Origin of the sequence: Bacillus sp. UNC322MFChir4.1, assembly GCF_000746135.1 — a bacterium.
Taxonomy (GTDB): domain Bacteria; phylum Bacillota; class Bacilli; order Bacillales; family Bacillaceae_G; genus Bacillus_A.
This window is the reverse complement of record NZ_JQKQ01000015.1, coordinates 109,433-127,899: the sequence shown is the minus strand read 5'-3', so window position 1 is coordinate 127,899 and position 18,467 is coordinate 109,433. Positions and strand designations below refer to the sequence as shown.

Annotated in this window: 9 protein-coding genes; 2 read left to right on the top strand and 7 right to left on the bottom strand. The window is 34.1% G+C overall.

Annotated features, from left to right (window positions below; all coding sequences use genetic code 11):
* Nucleotides 1-26 precede the first annotated feature (26 nt).
* From dptH to dcm, 4 genes are all read right to left on the bottom strand, one after another.
* Complete coding sequence (gene dptH, locus BR72_RS08720; protein ID WP_035432004.1) at nt 27-5,105, bottom strand: DNA phosphorothioation-dependent restriction protein DptH; 5,079 nt, start codon at nt 5,103-5,105, stop codon at nt 27-29.
* Entirely contained in the window at nt 5,086-6,471 is a 1,386-nt protein-coding gene (gene dptG, locus BR72_RS08715) for a DNA phosphorothioation-dependent restriction protein DptG (RefSeq protein ID WP_035432003.1), read from the bottom strand. The genes dptH and dptG overlap by 20 nt, the downstream gene beginning before the upstream one ends.
* A 3-nt stretch (nt 6,472-6,474) precedes the next feature.
* Entirely contained in the window at nt 6,475-8,844 is a 2,370-nt protein-coding gene (gene dptF, locus BR72_RS08710; protein ID WP_035432107.1) for a DNA phosphorothioation-dependent restriction protein DptF, read from the bottom strand.
* A gap of 262 nt (nt 8,845-9,106) precedes the next feature.
* Nucleotides 9,107-10,390 (bottom strand): DNA (cytosine-5-)-methyltransferase, encoded by a 1,284-nt coding sequence (dcm, locus tag BR72_RS08705; protein WP_035432002.1) that lies wholly within the window; start codon nt 10,388-10,390, stop codon nt 9,107-9,109.
* Nucleotides 10,391-10,660: 270 nt separating this feature from the next.
* Between dcm and BR72_RS08700 the strand changes: the two genes are divergently transcribed.
* Entirely contained in the window at nt 10,661-12,049 is a 1,389-nt protein-coding gene (locus BR72_RS08700; protein WP_035432000.1) for a Sau3AI family type II restriction endonuclease, read from the top strand.
* 257 nt (nt 12,050-12,306) lie between these two features.
* On the opposite strand, the gene BR72_RS08695 is transcribed toward BR72_RS08700, so the two are convergent.
* Entirely contained in the window at nt 12,307-13,794 is a 1,488-nt protein-coding gene (locus BR72_RS08695) for a MutH/Sau3AI family endonuclease (protein WP_035431998.1), read from the bottom strand.
* A gap of 45 nt (nt 13,795-13,839) precedes the next feature.
* Here BR72_RS08695 and BR72_RS26715 point away from each other — a divergent pair, with 45 nt between their 5' ends.
* Nucleotides 13,840-14,049 (top strand): hypothetical protein, encoded by a 210-nt coding sequence (locus tag BR72_RS26715; RefSeq protein ID WP_035431996.1) that lies wholly within the window; start codon nt 13,840-13,842, stop codon nt 14,047-14,049.
* Between the two features lie 62 nt (nt 14,050-14,111).
* On the opposite strand, the gene BR72_RS08685 is transcribed toward BR72_RS26715, so the two are convergent.
* Both BR72_RS08685 and BR72_RS08680 read right to left on the bottom strand, forming a co-directional pair.
* Complete coding sequence (locus BR72_RS08685) at nt 14,112-15,809, bottom strand: UvrD-helicase domain-containing protein (protein ID WP_197059934.1); 1,698 nt, start codon at nt 15,807-15,809, stop codon at nt 14,112-14,114.
* Nucleotides 15,784-18,465, bottom strand: a complete 2,682-nt coding sequence (locus BR72_RS08680; protein WP_035431995.1) for a hypothetical protein — start codon at nt 18,463-18,465, stop codon at nt 15,784-15,786. The genes BR72_RS08685 and BR72_RS08680 overlap by 26 nt, the downstream gene beginning before the upstream one ends.
* Between the last annotated feature and the right edge of the window lie 2 nt (nt 18,466-18,467).

The window sequence follows — 18,467 nt, the reverse complement described above, 5'->3', positions numbered from 1 at the left end:
AGAAAAATACACTATTCCACCACTAATCAATTATTCAATCTATCCTGTAAAGAACTAATATTAATAATAACAGGGTTCCCCTGCTTCAATGTGCCATCTGCCTGTATCATCGGTCCAAAAGTGATACATTGGCCTTTCTTTAATGTTGCCAATCTCTTTTCCCATTCTTTACGAACTGCAGAGTCTTGAGCTAGGTTAGCTGCAATAGCACTAATTTCATTTTCTGGTGGCATAAAATACACTTTTTGACTTGAGTTCTGCAATCTTGAAATCTCATCTGTTGCGAATTGTCCTTTTAATGACTGTGTAGCATACCAGCCTGACCAGCCGAATTTTCTTCCTTCAGTTAAAATTTTGGCACTTGGAGATTTTTCTCGATGATCAAGGTTTTGTGCTTCGTCTAGAATAACAGGGAACGGTTTATTTTTATCACCATGGTGCAACTGGTAATTCCAAATATCCCATAGAATAAATTCTGTAATCATCAGCTGAACATCACGATTATATCCTGTTAATTGAACAATAAATACTTTCCCTTTTTGATTAAGCAGCTCTCCCCAATCATATAAAGCAGTATGATTAAACGGACTTTTATCAATAAATGGTTTAATTTGTGACCTTGCTGTTTTAGCTGGGCCAGAAGTATCTTCTTCTAATTCTGCCAATAAGAATTCAAGGTTCATTTGGTCACTATGTTTATTTAAGCCACGCATTACTGCTTCATATATCGCATTTTGTTGTTGGATTCCTAGATCTTTATAAACAGCAGAAAATACACTTTTAATACGCTCGGCAACATCAGTGTTATCTTCATCAATATAAATACCTTCATCCAACTCTTTTTGATTACGTTTAAAGGGATTAACTGGAAACTTATCTTTCGCTACTAGGAACTGCTCAATATTATTTTGCAACTGTTCCTTAAATTCTGGTTCCAGCTTGGAACTTTTGAATCCATCTGTGTAGTCAAATATCATACTTGAAATTCCGTGTTGAGCCAATTCAAGAAGTAAGCATTGAATAAAGTAACTCTTTCCCTGTCCTGACTTTCCTGAAATTAAAATATGTCTATTAGCTAGTTCCTTGTTTCCAAACTCCCAATAGATTTTTTGAGTCGATCCATCTATTTCACCTAATAATACTCGAATATCATCTAGGCGCTTTTCTTCCTTTGGCAGTTCACACTGCGCCGGCTTCGGAGCGACTAGATTCGGAGAACTTTTCACTTCCCCATCTGAGCTGTAGCGTTTACTTAATAACCTTTCTGGATTGATATCTGTTCGACCAGACTGAATTTTCATTTTCAGTTCTTCAACTTCTTCAACAACACCTGTATACCCGTCCTCTTCTGTAAGTTCAAGTAATAAAATATCGTCCTCTACCTTAACGGATCTCCACGTCTGGTCTTTTTTAAATGATAGAATAGCACCTTTACCGATTTTTGTATCTAAGTATCCATTTACTTCATAGTCATCATTTAGCAATCTGCTCTTCACATCTTCAATTTTTTCATAAGACTTTTCTGGCCAAATCTCGTTTGCAATGAACTTCTCTGTATTCGCTAATAACAACTGCACAAAGAAGTTTCGGAAGAATTTATGTTTAAATAAGTGCACTCCATCTTCATTTGTTTTAGAAAGTTGTGTATCAAACAGTTGCTTTGTTCCGTAAATTTGCTTTTTGGCTTTTGCAATCGCGCTATCTTGATTTAAACCAATTTTCACTTCCACCGGATAGTAGTGAACGAACAGATCATTATCTCTTATTTCAACTCCAATTAACAATAAGTCATCACTATGAGCACCTTTACCACCTAGGTTCTTCGCTGAAAATACACCTTCACTCTTCGTTAATTTTACAGCACCAGCAACGCGTAATATTTCTTCTAAAGAAATTGGAACCCATAAAATATTTTCATGATCCAACGCACTTAACATATATTTCACTGCAGAGATAATACTAAGCTTTTCACGTGAAAATTGTCCTTTGCTTCCTATAATTCTAAGTAGCCATTCTCCATTTAAACTATTGAAAGCTTTAATAGCTGTGTCTATTTTTTCTGGTGTAGAAACAATGTCTTTTTCTGCTAAATACTGTTCAATAATCGTTTGATATTGTTTTGACTTATCCGTTACGGTAATTGCATCATATTGAGTCGACGATGAGTATTGATCGCTATAGTGAATAACTAATAGATTTCGTGATGAATCTTGGAAGAAATCTAAACCAACATTTGGTTCAATAAACGTTACCCAGTAAGAAGACTCATATAAATGGTTCAGTACTTCTTCATCATAAGTAGACGTTCTTGTAACAATCGTCTCATTTTTCCGATACGGATTCGTACCATCATTATTTAAATTGCTACCTAATTCATTCATCCCACTAGCAGTTTGAACTAATAAATGATTTCTATTTAAAACGCTCTTTAGCCCAAATCCAGTTCGATAATCCACTTGCGTATTGACAGATGATAAAGAAGACAATAAACCACTCAATGATAGCCCTGTTTCAATATCTTCCATAGTGCTCTTTGCATGTTTTTCACTCGAAATCATTTTGTAGAATGAGATATGAGCATATCCATACTCCTGCGTACCTGTAAGCTTGTAATAGAAAACATTTTCCCGAATTAATCGAAGTACGTCAGCTGCATCCAGACTCTTGGACGCTAACGATAGATCAAATGCTTCCTCAAATTTTTGAACATCATCATATACAGAAAACTTTTCAAAGTCACTAAGCATATTCTGTTCATGATATAACGCTACCTCTACAGGAATAATTTTAGTTGGCCCTTTTTTATCTATTTGTTTCTTAATAAAGTTTACCAATCCACGTACAACTTCTCTGTCATTGTTTATGTTAATAACATTGATTCGTATCGGTGATTTTGACTCTTGTAAAAATAAATATTGAAAATGCTCTACAAATTGCTGTAGTTTTTCTTCCACTACATTCGCTAGGAAAGCATTCGATTCACCTATTGCTACTTTTTGAATTGGTTCATAAACAATCCATTCCGGTGCATCGTTTTGGGTAATCGGACGATATAACTCATCACCTTGTCCATATACATATGGTAATAAATTATTAGGATGTAAACGATTCAAAATGTGCGCTTCAATTATTTCACTTTTAACCTCTTCATGAATTGTCAATTGGTAAGCAATATTAAGCGGATGTAGAGGAGTTAATATAATGCGTTGTTCCTCTTCAATAATCCCTATCTTAAATAGGTTCTTTTCTTCCTCTTTTAACATCATATTTTCTTGTATACTTGCAATACTGTCATTAAATGCAGTTAAATACGCTATTGACAACGCACGTAATTGATCATCCATAAAGCAAAGACTAGGAATTGTATTATTATGCTTATAGTAAGTAATAAGCTTTTTATAAGCATCTTTTACACTTTCATTAAGGGGTAATTCCATTTTCTGCAAACCAGATAAATCCCTTACTGCATAAACTATTTCATCTTCAATCCAAGCTTTTTCATCTTTTAAATAATTACGAAATCCTTCTTTGGCCGAGAATTCTCTTGCACCTTGCTTTAATTTGTTTGTACTTGCGTCGTATTCAAAGTTTTCTTGGTGCTCTCGTTTTAACTTCCATACCCTTTCGCCTGATACAGGAACTGTTTTCGCTACTTGTTCCTTAAGAAGAATTGGAAGTGTAAATTGATTCATTTGAATTGAAAAAGATAAACTGTCATCATTCCATCCAGATGAAGATTCAGAAACTTCAAAGCTTCCATCTTTCCAATTTACAACTTGTCCATCTTCTTCAATTAATATCTCTTCTGGAGTGCAAGCTATATCACCAAAGATAATACTCTCTTCCATTTTATTAATGACCAGTCTTTTTTTATTTACATTTACTTCATACAACGTTTGAAGCTTTTGTAAAAATGAAGGTTCACATTCTACAACAGCAATATGGAACTCATACTTTGATTTCGTTTGCATTCTATGTGTATAAACAATTTTGTGGAATGATGTTTCATTTTGTTTATGCATTAAGTTGACAGACAACTTCTTTCCAGATACCGTGCATGTGCTTTCAGAATTCTTATGAATATATTCTTTCTTCAGCTTATCGTCAAATTCAAAGGCCATATTAATTTCTTCAACACATTCCGGATTAAAAATGACTAAGTATCGTTTACGCTGGCCAGCTTTTGTATCCGATTGTGCTTTTTCCCAATATACAAGACCTTCTTTTGTTTTCTTTTTTGTTGGCTCAATATATTCGAGTGGACGATCTGTCGCCAGCATCTTATCATTTGACTCTTTCACAAGAACATAATCCGTTTGTTGCCAATCATCTTTTCTTAAGCGTGAAACACCCTTTTCATCAAATAACTTCTCTAATTGACTTTCAAGATGTTCATACTCGTGCATATGCTGCACTTTCTCAAAGAATGTAGCATTCTCTTCTAGTCTTTTCTTCATTTGAGCTGAAGTATATTGATTTAAATTTTCATCATAGAAGAGGCCTAAACTTGAATAGTCTTCTCTATCAATTTCTTTTTTGGATAAAAACCCAAGAATCTCTTCATAATCCCATAATGAAGGACGCACAATTGTATCATCTAGTTTTTTTCTTAAATAAAATGATAATACTTCTTTTTCTTCTTTTTTTAACGTAGATGCTTCAATTTCATCTTTTAGTGTTTTTAAAATTGACTTTACATTAAATGGCATACCCTCCTTTTGAAGGTCACTGCTACCACCCTTAATACTATCTAATGTTTCATGACATATACTCAATAAAGCGGTCTTTTCCCAGCCCTCTTTCTGTTCTCCCACTGCGTTACGAAGTGTTACTAAAAAGTCAGGAGTAACATTTTCCGATGTAGTCGCTACGACAACTTTCATCTCTTCTGAAATATTAATAGAGATTGTTGTATAAGGAGCTCCTTGTTTATGCTGATAATGAAACGCTTTAGATATTTCATGTTCTTGCAACGTATCATAAAACGATTTTACTTGCTCATAATTGTCGAACTGCAAATAAAATCGCTCACCTCCTCGAAGGTTCTCCTGTTGTAAATAACCGATTAATTTCTTTGAAAGGTAATTATAAAATTGGTTTGACATACTGTGCATCACCACTATCACTTTTTTTATCTATTAGATTCAGTTTATCGAATAACTGTACGATTTCTTCTTTTGAATAGCGATCAAAGAATAGACCACGAGCTTCTAAGTCAGCAAATACTTGCTTTAATGGTTTCCGTTCATCCTTTAAGCTTAATGCCGTCATAAGCAGTAGCATATCTTGACTAACATTCAACATATAACCGAGCGATCCTCTCGTTTTTAAGAAATACTTTTTCCCTATTTCTTCTATTGATAAAGAGTATCTATGGCGAGGTCCTTGCATTGTATCTTTTTCATATGCCTCTTCTATGCTACTGAATAGAGCATGAACAAGCACATCATAGTCTAATTCCAAGTTTTCTTCAAATAATTCTAAAGAGAGGTGCCCTCTATATTCCATCACCCAATCACGAAGCATTTCTAAAAATAAATTCTTATCCTTATCTTCCAATTTCTCATATATTGCTTTTAGTTCAGGATAACAACAAGCTCTGTCGACTCCCATTAAAAAATTCAAATGCTCTAAACAGTTGATATGGATTAACAAATGACGTGCTGCATCCTTAATCATTTGATAGCCTTGCGTATATCCTTTTCGATTTTTACTCGTAGACTCCCAGTCCAATGTAAAATACACTTCACTATTTTTTTCAAAATTAGCTCTAGAACCTTGTGAAAGCTTTAAGTTTAACTGTGTAATATAAAGAAAATAATAATAACTTAAAAACAAATAATAATGCGTTTTAAAATAATCTTTATGTTTTGCTAGGAACATAAAATCATCTTTAAACATATTTGAAATAAAAGGAATTTGATTAATATAACGTCCTTCTCTTTCATGTGGTTCTAAATGTTCTAATTGATTCAAAACGAGTCGCGAAATTAAATCTGTTGTATCTCCCTTACAAAAAACACCCTTAACTTCATCTTTTTCATCTAGCAATACATCGATAAGAAACTTTGCAATTTCTTGTTCCCCTTTTTTATCAGCACCCTCACTGAGTGACAAGTATTGAAACAGGTGCGGATGAAAAATCTTAATCGTACTATAATTATCCTGTAAAAATGTACGTAATATTTGTTCAAAATGTGATTGATCATCCTTCGATACATTTACAATCTTACTAGTCTTTCTAATCAAATCCTCAAGACTAAGTTCTTCTTTTAATTTATTCCCACTCACAAGGCGCGTAAATTCTCCTAAAACACCTTGGAATCCTCTCACAAACTTAGCGCGTTCTGTTCCCCTCGTAGTAAAAGGCAAAAGAGGTGCTTTTTTATTTATTGTGTGCTTTAAACCTACTTTGTTTGGTTTGACACCTAAAGAACTTCTTAAATCCTCTAAATTCTGTCTTTCAATCATTGTCTATTCCCTTCTAAACGTAAATTCTTCAAAATCTTCGTCATATGTTAATTTAAACGTTTCATTTCCATCTAGTTGAACAAACAATAGTTCTTTATCTCTATCTCCTAATTTCATCACTTTATCTATAAATTCAACAAATTGAATACAATCTTCTCTATCTTTTTTATTTGGACGGTATCCTTTTAACAACTTAACCATCATTTCATATAAAGGATAATCAATCTCTAAGGGAACTGTATGCTTTTTATCTTTATCAGAAAATGCAAGCACTACGTTCAATTTAAAGCGATTTAAAACTCCTTGTTCTCCCTCTTGTAAATGTACTACAGATGGTTTAAGGATAAGAGATTGAGCAACTTGTGCAGCCTCATTTGAATTATCCATATACACATAATCTGTTTTCGGGTTTCCATTCCATAAGAAAATCGATTTTTTCGCTAAATTATACATATCTTTTAAACCAGCTCGATTTCCAGTATTAAATGCATATAAATATTCCATGTATTTCTTATAAGTTTCATCTACAAATGTTTCATTTAACTTCTTCGACAAAAAGAAAGACATACGAATTAACGTTTTATTAAATATTTGTTTAGATGAACTACTTAATTCAAAGAAAGATCCCATTTCTTCCAATTCATCAACCCACCGTTCAAGACCATGTAAATCTAAATGCTTTTGAAAAGTATCCTTCATATTCACTGAGTTATTAAGCTCAATTAACATTTGATCAACGTTATTTGAACGATAATGAATCGGATCCATCTTTGTAATAACGGCTAATAATTGTGACTTATCTTGTCCACCAAATAATAAATTCGGTAATAGCGCTTCTGTTTTTTCAATAATCCCCGCACCTAAAAGCTCATCTTTTTCATGAGAAGGTACCAAAATATCATAGATAAAGTTAAGCATAGATCGTGTCGAGATAATCACTTTATGCTTAACAATCGCTTCTATTAGCATTCTTAAGATTCCGTCCCGAATTTCTTTTCTTTGAAGCAATTCGTAGTTAGTCATAAAAAATCCGCTTATATTACGTTCCTTATCCTTTAAATAAGCCCGATAAAATGGATTTGTTTCTGATTTCACTACTAATCGTTCCATAATTGCTGAAAAGTAATCCGACTTTGGCCCACTATTAGTCAATTCGAATGGTTGATAATCACTAAAGCTAATTAATTGAAAATAATTATTCGCTTGATTTCCAGTAACAGTAGAGGGCTCGAAAATTTCCGAAGCTAATATAAACTTTGTTAAAGTTTGATAATTCTCTTTTGCATAATTAGATTCGATAAAATTATGAAGTACCCCTAAGTTGATAGCTAAAATAAGTTTACATCCTGATTTTTCAATTTCGCTATCACTAAAAGGTTTTAGTTCTTCTGCTAATGTATCAAGAGAGCTCTTTTGAGGGTCAAAACTTTCAGTTGCATCATTATGAACAGAAAAATTAGCCATTAATTCATCATGTTTATTTTTCACATATGACAATAAGTGAGACTTCCCGTCACCTACGCTACCGCATAAGAATATTAATTGGGATTCACTTTTTCCTGCTGCATTCGCTAAAGCAGACATTAAATCATGTTGTATCGTTCTTTCAACATGTAAATACTCTTTAAAAGAACTAAATGCATTAGGGTTTTCTATTGCTTCCTGTGATGATTCTCTCAATTTTGAAAGCTCCCTAAGTAAATAACTTTCACTTTCTTCAAGAATGAAATCTTCCACATAACGTGCCTTTTCTACTTCTTCAACATGAATAGCTGTAATAATTTCGGTATTCTCAAAGTTATTATCTTGTTCCTCCACTTCATCAACCACCGAAAACACTTCATCTTTTTTAAAATCTTGTTTTTGGGCTGCCACTTCCATAAGAACCTTTAATTTTTCTTCTAAACTCGCAGATAATTTCTCTTCTAATCTTTCTACAATATCTATGTTAGTTTTAGGCTGCGGATACTTATACCTCGGAGCAACAAATTCATAACTTCCATACACTTCCATAAACCACACTGCAATTTGAAATAGATTTTTGTGCATTTTAAAAGCATTCTCTAATCCACCTTCAATATGTTCATGTACTGCTTTGTTCCCTAAGTATCGAATTGTATCGAAAGAACGTGCAATCTCTTTCGGTAAAATGTCTTCTCTTTCTAATTTTTGAATTCTATCTACTTGTTTTACATATTCTAAATCATAAAGTTCGTGTTCTGCCGCAATACGCTTTGATAATACTTCAGAAAATATTCTTCCCTTTATTAAAACCGTTTGCGGGTCTTGATAAAAACTCTCTTCGATGCTCTTTCCTATTTCCGCTAACTCAGGCAAAATGCCTTGTAAAAAATCAAATATATACTTGTGCAATGACATAACACCTCTTAATATATGGATACCATTTTTTATATTCTATATTATACAATATCTATAGAATGTTTGTTGTTATTAGGTACAAACAAAACATTTCCATCATATTCCAATCAGAAATCATATCTGTTCTTCATAAACTTCTCCACTTTTACATCTAATTTCTATAAATAGAAATAGCCTGACTCCGTATTAATACAGAATCAGGCTATTTCTATTTATGGTAAATACACCCTTCTTTATAGGAAGGTGTTCTAAATTCTTAAAGTAAGCTTAGTTGTACCCAACCACCCATTTCTTCCTCTTCTTTATTAATTTCTAAAATGCGTTTACTCATTCGTTCCACTAGCCCAACAACAAGTGCATTACCCATACAAAAATATCTGTTTCTTTGCGGCATGCCTGTATTTGTCCAATCCATAGGAAAACCGTTCAGTAATTCGCATTCCACTGGAGTTAAATATCTCAATCTTCTTGTGTATGGATCTTCAATAACATGGGAACTTCTATTACATGTTCCTTCACTTGTTAACATTGTGCGGCCTGGTTTTTCTAAATCATCAGGGAAGGCCATACCTCCCTCAGAATAGAAGTATTTGTGTCCAGTTGCTTTTGATATTCTTTCTTCTTTTTTTGAGCCTTTCAAATACTGAAGCTCTTCAAACTCTGTTCGACCTTTTTTATTCACATTATCTGTTTTTATATAATAAGATTCATCAGCTGGCCCAAAGTTATCATATGCTTTTTGAACAACTTCACCTAACGTTTCAGGTTCTTCGGTTACTGGAAGAACTTCTTCAGTATATACTTGTCCATTTCTCATTACACCAGCATTATAATATTCTGCTTTAAATGTATCCGACACTTCTACAATGTCATTTGGCAAAGTATATTGTCCTCTTTTTTTGTTCTCTAGATGTGCTTCATGCACATTAAATATTGGTGCAAAGAATCCATTTTTACATAAAATCTCTAACGATTCAGCCCCATCTTGAATAGAAGAAAAATGCGATTCTTTTAAATAAGCGAAAATAAATATCCTTCTTCTTCTTTGCGAGAACCCATAATCCGCAGCATTAATCACTCGCCACTCTACCCAATAGCCCGCATCTCGGAAGCTTGCTAACATAATAGAAAAGTCACGACCTCTTTGTTTCGCAGGTGACTTCAATAACCGATCCACATTCTCTAATAAAACAAACCTAGGCTTGCGATTATTAACAATGTTCATAATTTCCCAAAAAAGAACACCTTTTTTCCCTTGTATCCCTTTTTCGTTCGATAAAGTACGTGCTACCGAGTAGTCCTGGCAAGGAAAACCTCCTACTAATAAATCATGTTCAGGTACACTTTGCCAAACTTTAGCTATATCTTCATTTACATGTATTCCTTTATTTTCAAAGCGAGCTGCATAACAATTATATGCATGTTGTGCTTTAGTAGAGGGTTCCCACTGATTTCCCCAAAGAACCTCAAAATCTTCATTTGCTTCAAGACCTCGCCTAAAACCTCCTACTCCCGCAAAAAGTTCTACTACTTTCACCATAAATACACGAACATCCTTTCGGTATTTTATTTACCTATGCTTCATTATAAACTAAACAAAGTTACTTGAAAAGATCCTAGACAATTTTTTTTGCAGGGATAAAATCCCTTTTTATACTATTCAAATTGAATTTGTATAAAATTGAAAAATAGATTTTATTATATCCTAGCTTTATATTTAATATTTTCACTCTCCTGAGAACAATCACAAAGTAACTGCAGTCCCTATGCACTATACAAAACAGCAATATATTCAAGGAGGAGTTCTACTATGGAATACACTACTATAGAAGAATTAATGTTAAAAGCAAAAGAAGCTGAAGGAAAGACATTTGGTGAGATTGATTCGACTGACAGGCTTGCAAATGTTAAATCAAAAGGTGGCCTTGGTCAAGTAATAGAGGAAAGTTTTTTTGGATATGAAATAAATTCAAATGCAGAAGCTGACTTTGCAAATCTTGGTATTGAGCTAAAAGTTACACCATTTAAACGTAATAAAAACGGGACTTTATCTGCTAAAGAACGTTTAGTATTAAATATTATCAACTATATGGAAGAAGTTCATTCACACTTTGAAACATCAAGCTTTTGGAAAAAAAACGAAAAATTATTGCTTATGTTTTATGAGTGGGTAGCGGATATAGATCGTAAAGATTACCACATTACAAAAAGCCTGCTTTTCACATATCCTGAGGCTGATTTAGAAATAATTAAACAAGATTGGGAAACAATCGTAACTAAAATTCGATTAGGAAAAGCACATGAATTATCCGAAGGGGATACAAACTATTTAGGCGCCTGTACAAAAGGGTCAAATAAAAATTCGATTCGCCACCAACCCTGTTCCGAAACACCTGCAATGCAACGCGCTTTTTCATTAAAGCCGTCTTATATGACAGCACTAGTACGTAGGTACATTCAAAATGAAGAACTAATAAGCTTCACAAATGCAAATGAATTAAAAAGTAAATCTCTAGAAGAAATTCTTCACTCTAAATTTGAATCATATATAGGATTGACTGATAAAGAAATTGCTCAAAGGTTATCAGTGGATTACAAACCTAAATCAAAGAGTTTCGTTGCATCCTTAGTAAGCTCCTTATTAGGTATTAAAGGTACACATCTTGATGACATTGAAGAGTTTGCAAAAGCAAATATACAATTTAAAACAATTCGTTTAGAACCAAATGGTGCCCCTAAAGAAAGTATGTCGTTTGAAACGATTGATTTTAATCAATGGACAAATGAAACATGGGAAGAAAGTTATTTACGCGAAAGGTTTTGTGAAACGAAATTTTTATTTGTTGTTTTTGAATTTAAACAAACAAAAAAGGAAAATCCAGAACGTGAACTTTATTTAAAAGGAATCAAACTTTGGAATATGCCTGTCCATACAATAGAAAAAGAAGTAAAACAACTATGGGAAGAAGTTAACAGAGTGATAAAAGAAGGAATTCAAATTCAGTATAAGAAACGCGGTGATAAGGAAGTCGAAACAAATAATTTGCCAAAGAGCAACTTTAACGGCGTCACACATGTACGCCCTAAAGCTAAAGATGGCTCAGATAAAGTAACATTACCTGACGGACAGCAAATTACGAAACAATGCTATTGGTTGAATAATTTTTACATAGCAAGTGTTATTAGTGATACAAACTAATAACTATTTTAGATAAGGTTAACACTAGAATCACCTATCAAACTGTTAGAAGTTAAAACAAGCTCTAATTTAAGGTACGACAAATAGGACTGAGCGGAGTTCACTCAGTCTTATTTTTTACAATTTTCTCTTGGATAGTCCTTCATGGAAAACTGCTTGGATTTCTAGTATTTCATCATTTCTAGCCTTGTTGCGGATGAAACTTTTCATTCTTGAAAACTCATTTCGTCGATAATAATTCGGAGCGTTGTTTCCCATTAGATGAACTCCTTCTTGTCAAGTAGGGAAACCATGAAATCTCCTCTTAACCAAAAGTACTGCTTGTACATCTTAATACCATTAACTTCTTCGGGCTTGCGAGAAGAGTCTGTACCAGTACCTCTCAAGAAAGCTTTCCCCTCAGCAGATTTAGGAAAGTTTAAATGTGTTTTAGGTTTTCCATTTTTATTGTAAATAATCTCATCCGTATCTTTGTATCTATCTATTATTTCCTCAAGTTCTTTATCTTCTACAAGTTTTTTAGTTCGCTTCCACAATTCCCTAATTTCAGAATTAATAAACTCTTCGTCAAATATAAGTCTCTTAAATCCTACAAATTTATTTTTCTTTAACGGTGAATCCTTATACACTTCCTCAAAAATCAGAAACACAAAGTTATGGTCTGAGAAATAGCTAAAAATATCACTTTCTTCAAAATCAGAAGCATTTGTCCAATCATCAAAGTTCACTGAACTGAATTTTGTATCTTCGGTTCTTTTACCGTCAACTGTAAGCGTTATTGATTTAGGGATAATTCCAACTTTGCTAAATAATCCAACATTCTTTAATTTAGCTTCATCAGAACCAAAATACTTTGCCATCACACGTTCGATAACTCCTTTGTTGTTATTAACATTCAGGCTCATATCTATCATAATTTCTTCAAGAGATTTACCTTTATACTTTTCAGAAAAAGCGTGAAGAATATTATCGAATTCCGTGAAACTAGTAACGTTTCTATCTTTTACATGAGGGTTCTTATCAAAGTGCTGATGAATTATTTCTCTCAGAAACGTTTCTTTTAACCTAAACCTTGGCTTTTTCGGCCATTTAGGTGCAGTATCCATCACCATCATACTTTCGGTCAACCGTGAAATTTGATGATAACCTTCTTCGGGGTTATTGGGATTATCTATCTTCTGCTTAATAATGAAGTCTCTTACAATATTCCAGTCGTTTTTAATCCTTTCTTTATCCACGGGAGTCATGTCGTAAAAATGATAGCCTTGAACGAAGAATTTTTTGTATTCCTGTGTTGAAACTTTATCTTTAGAATTGTAAAAGTAGTACACGAATAATAGGTGTTCTAGCTTACTCCATAAGTGCGACTCGTCAAATTCCTCTTCTGTGATATCAGCTTCTTTAAGGAATACACCTGTTACACTCATGCGTTCTTTAGGAATTAGATTTTTCTTCTCTTTAGCGGTTAAAGTTCTATCTCCAATATCTTTTCTAAGTTTTTCAGGGAGCTTCAATCCAGTAGTTTTTACCTCTGTATCAGTCCCATCAACAATTATGTCTGGGCGTGGCTTGCTATCAAGAGGATAGCCTAACACTGATTTTTCAATTACATGACCTGCAATTCCTTTGTTCTTGGATTTATATTCAAATACTTTTTCCTTATCTATTTCACCGAGCGTTTTATCAACTATTGCATCAAACATTTCAAGTATTTCTTGTTTTGTGAAGACATGATTTGCTTCCATAGCATTTCCTCCAATTCTTTTTTTCGCTAACCAAGAAATGAAAAAATGGGAACTTTGATAGGTACAATTGGGGCATTTGAAAAGTTTATTGATCATTTAAAATCTATGATGAATCAACTTAGTGTTCCGCTTTTACTCATAGGACTAGAAGCTCCTAAAACCTTTAAAATTATTGAAAGAAAAGAAAATGTCCGTAAGTTCAGGAAAGTGGTAAGGCTAAATGAAGACGACTTCCATAATGATTTGTTTATATAAGTTTTCAAATGGAATTACACTAACAAAAAGGAACTTAATTGTTTAATTAAGTCCCTTTTTGTTTAAATCATGGTCTTCCTAAAGCCTTTCGCCTCATAATCCTTTGAATCAAAATCCTTCACAAATGGAGAGATTATTTCCTCTGGTCTCTCTGAAGCCGTATAATAAAGGAACACCGCTTGCTTGGTCCTGGTTAATGAAACGTAAAGGATGCGTTTTTCTTTTTCTTCGATTTCCTTTTTATCATCCAAGAAATCCTTTGAAGCAACCGACTTTTTCTTGTTTAAATTTTCAATTTCATCTTTGTGTGGGTAATAAAACTTACTAAAATCCAAGATGAACACATAATCAAACTCTAAACCTTTAGTTGTTTTAGCTTCAAGAAAATAGATTTCTGGCCCTGCATTCTTTGCTCCTTCATTCCTACCATCGACTTTTTGAATATAAGTATTAAACGTGAAAAAACGACCAAAGAATGTTTTCATATCCCTTTCTTTTTGTACATCATGCTGTCTATGAATAATAGCAAAGGTTGCTTTGGGATTCTTAGCATATAATTGAGCGATTTTATTCCCAACGCCTGTTAACATTTTGCTATGCGAAGCAAACGCTTGAATTACAGGCTTTTCACCCTGCCGCGGGAAGTATTTCTCATCATCATACCTTGAATCCTCTTGTGAGCGCGAAAACTGCAAGGAATTGGCTAGTTTCATAATTTGGTAAGTAGACCTCCAATTTCGCTTCAGCACTACATTATGTCCACTTTGAATATTAATACCCAATGCTCGATAAGAAAATGGACTGCTTTTATAAATCCGTTGTCGCTCATCACCACTAAGGGTGAGAGTTCCTTTATTAATATTGACAAGCACCCTTAGCTGCATCGGCTGCAAATCCTGAACCTCATCAATAAAAATATGATTATATTTTTCCTTATTTAACAAACGATGAAGATTTTCCATAACAAGTAAGGCATAATCTTCCCTGTCAATACGGTTATAAAAATCCTTCTGTTGGTCTTGACGATAATATTCAAAAAGCCTAAAAATTGTTCTTCGCTGTTTAACCGAAACATTAGGGAGTTTTCCCCTTCCCACCCGTTCACAAGTTAAATAGTCTTCAGGCGTAATAAAACCATTGCCTTTCATCCATGAAAATTCATCAAAAAGAAAGGCAGTGTTCCTCGTTTTTTTTATCGTATGAATAGACGGTAAGTTCTTAAATTCTTCCGTTTCAAGAAAGTCCATCAACCGAAGCATCGTACCCCTAACATGATTTTCATTCTGATTCAAGTTATAGTGACTAGTCTGGAAAAACCTCACACGAACACCGATAGATGTTAATAGATGGTAGGCAAGCTCATGAAACGTATAAAAATGGACTGTATGATTATGTTCCCTAAGATATTCATAATACTCAGATTGCCTAAAACGGTTCTCAGCATCCTTTACAAGCTCTTGATTAAAAGAAACAAACAAAAAACGCTTTCCAAAATCCTCGGACATTTTTTGAATCATCCTTGTCAACAGGGTGATGCTCTTCCCACTTCCAGCACTTCCTTTCACAAGCAGGTGTGTTGAATTCATTTTCGCTACTTTTTGCTGTTCATCGCTCAATTCAATATTTCGAAGGAACTGGGAAGTACGTCCCGAAATATCCTCTTCGATACTTGGAACATGTGAAAGGGCATCAAAAAGAATAGAAAAAGCGCAATCGAGTTTCTCCTTATTAGAATCAAACTTCGGCTGTATCCATGTCATTGTCATCAAATCCTTTTTTTGAAATATCAACGGCATAATATGCATCTTCACAATACCCAGCATGTGGACATAGCTTACAAAATAAAGACGGATTCGCCTCAGCGAGAACACTCGTTTGCGAAGCTAATTGTTGAATCATTTCTGCTTTTTGTCTCCTAATTCCGGACGTTGGGGTAAAAGCCGACTGCCAATTCTCATTTTCAAATGCTCCTCGATGGGTCAAAAATTGAAAATAGAGCATGCTCTCTGGATATTCAATCTCAGCAATCTTTCTCCTTTTTCCAAGTCCATACTTCCGCATCCCAGAAACAAAATCTTCATTCATATTCTGATCAATGATAGTCCGTAAGCTAATATTTGTCATGTGCGGAAACATGAGTTCAAGCATATCTATGATTTCTGGTTTTGTTTTTCCAATCGAAGCATAGATTTTCACGAGATTTCCAATTAAAAACCCTTGGTGAAATGATGAATGATAGGTGGCAAAGCCATCAACAATTGAACTGTAAAAGAAGCGTTTTTTACACAGACTCATTTCGGCAAATTCCTCCTGTGGAAGCTGCCCCAGTCTGTCTTGCATCATTTCCAAATCAACTCCATTAGAAGTAAATTTCGGTGCGATGTACTCATATGTATCCTTCTCCAGTTCTCCAGCGGATTCAATATTAACAATTTCAATATAAATTGACTTGTCTAAATTTTCGTATTCCCCCCAATTCTTAACCCAAGATAAACAAACTTTTCGACTAAAACTTAAAGCGAGAAAGAACAGGTATCTTGAAAACGCTAAGGAATACTTTTTTCGAAATACATACATATCAGCTGAACGATTATCAAGTTTAGTAATCAATTCAAACGATAAAGGCCACGGCATCGGTGCGGACGTTTCTGGAAAATGCAGCTCATCCATTCCACATAAGTGCAATTCCTCAAAGTCATTACGTAAAATCAAACCATCCAAATCGGCCATCTTAAATAATTGAGGCTTTTTCACACCTTCATCTTTTTCTACTTCATGATGATTTAGATTTTCGTACAGTTCACTAGTATGAGTATCTGGGGAACCAATAAGTGTCTGATCCGGATTCTCAAGTCCATTTTTCAAAAATACAATGATAGAATCAGCTAAATCACCGATATGATAACTCTGTTCATCTTTGATTGGCTTTGTAAGCATCTCCTCCAGTTGATTCACCAACATCCGTTCAATATCGCCTGCTAAAGAACTTTTCAAGTTAGAATCGTTAAGCAACTGTTGAATCCGTTGAAAATGAGTTTTGATGGTAATTCGTTCTTCTTTAATGTTAACAAGGCGCCCGGCATCTTCTACAAATTTTATAAGGAACTGCTGCAATTTCTTCAAAACAGACAACGGAACGGAAAAATAGGAAAAACGAAGGACAGGGCTAATCCTTACCGCTTCCAAAAAATCATTCTTCTTCAAATCATGCTTTTTAAAAACCTGAACAGATGCCTTCTTTGCATCAATCAAAGTTTGAAACTGTACCATCCACTCACCTACAGCACTGCAATTTGTAAAATATGGAAGAATAGCTTTAAGTTGCGCTGTATAATTACGGGCATTCTCTCCTTCAATTTCTAGCCAGCCAGACGCGAAAGATTCCATTAAGATTTTATCTGTCAAAAAGTAATCCTTGCGGTCCTCATCCCAAACGGAATGAAGATGAAAAAGGTATTGTCCAATTGGATAAGCGAGAAAATGGCGGTCCTCCAAAAAAGAGTCTGGACAAAATTCCTTTATCCTTTCCTTTAATCTATCATTATTCGGCGAAACATAGCTGACCTCATTTTGTAAATCTTCAACAAATTCCACCATGTACTCATATGGCTTTTCCGTTACACTTTTAAGGTTTCCCATGCTATTCTCATTTCCCTCAAATCGGGAGGCAAACAGAATACCATTTAGCGTCTCGTCATCTCTTGTTATCTTCCAGTCTTCTTTTTTAGCCCAGCCATATTTTTCTGAGAAATTCTCATCAAGGAACGAAAACACCGATGGATAGTCAGTGTGATAGAGGTTTAAAAAGACAATATTTACCCCCAATTCCTTCCACTTCGTAAAAAGGTAGTGCTGTACAGGAGAAATATAGTAAAAGCCGTGCAATACCACGGTATTGTTCGTTAGTTGAATCTCATCTTTATTAAATACATCTTTAATTTGTTCGAGGTTCTCTACATTTTTAGCTGCCTCGTTCATATAAACTTCAAAATTAGGTTCCATAGCTTCCCAAAGATCACAAAATAAATCTTCTTCTACTTTTGTAACATTCGGGCGTAAATCATTTGGAGTCAAACCAATTTCCGTAAAATTTCTCATCGTAATCAACAAATTTAATTTATTTCGTTTAAAGGAACGAATCACCTTTGGATTACACAAATCATTCCAATTTCTTAATAAATCAGAAAGTTGGGTATACTGAATAAATCGGTTCTCAGGAAGATTCCATTCAGGATAAAACAAGTCAATGATAGCTCCTGACGATTTAACATTTGGAAGATTCATCCGCTGTTTTACTCCGGTTTCCAATGATTTTGTCGCACAAATATGGAGACAATTTATATATGGCTGGAACTCCATTTTTTGATGAAAATTATATGGATTTTCGTATGTTAAAACTGTGACATTCCCACTCATAT

Bases quoted from the DNA above. Each gene is read 5' to 3' on its own strand.
- dptH (WP_035432004.1), bottom strand. From the start codon at position 5,105: ATGTCAAACCAATTTTATAATTACCTTTCAAAGAAATTAATCGGTTAT.
- dptG (WP_035432003.1), bottom strand. From the start codon at position 6,471: ATGATTGAAAGACAGAATTTAGAGGATTTAAGAAGTTCTTTAGGTGTC.
- dcm (WP_035432002.1), bottom strand. From the start codon at position 10,390: ATGGTGAAAGTAGTAGAACTTTTTGCGGGAGTAGGAGGTTTTAGGCGA.
- BR72_RS08700 (WP_035432000.1), top strand. From the start codon at position 10,661: ATGGAATACACTACTATAGAAGAATTAATGTTAAAAGCAAAAGAAGCT.
- BR72_RS08695 (WP_035431998.1), bottom strand. From the start codon at position 13,794: ATGGAAGCAAATCATGTCTTCACAAAACAAGAAATACTTGAAATGTTT.
- BR72_RS26715 (WP_035431996.1), top strand. From the start codon at position 13,840: ATGGGAACTTTGATAGGTACAATTGGGGCATTTGAAAAGTTTATTGAT.
- BR72_RS08685 (WP_197059934.1), bottom strand. From the start codon at position 15,809: ATGACATGGATACAGCCGAAGTTTGATTCTAATAAGGAGAAACTCGAT.
- BR72_RS08680 (WP_035431995.1), bottom strand. From the start codon at position 18,465: ATGAGTGGGAATGTCACAGTTTTAACATACGAAAATCCATATAATTTT.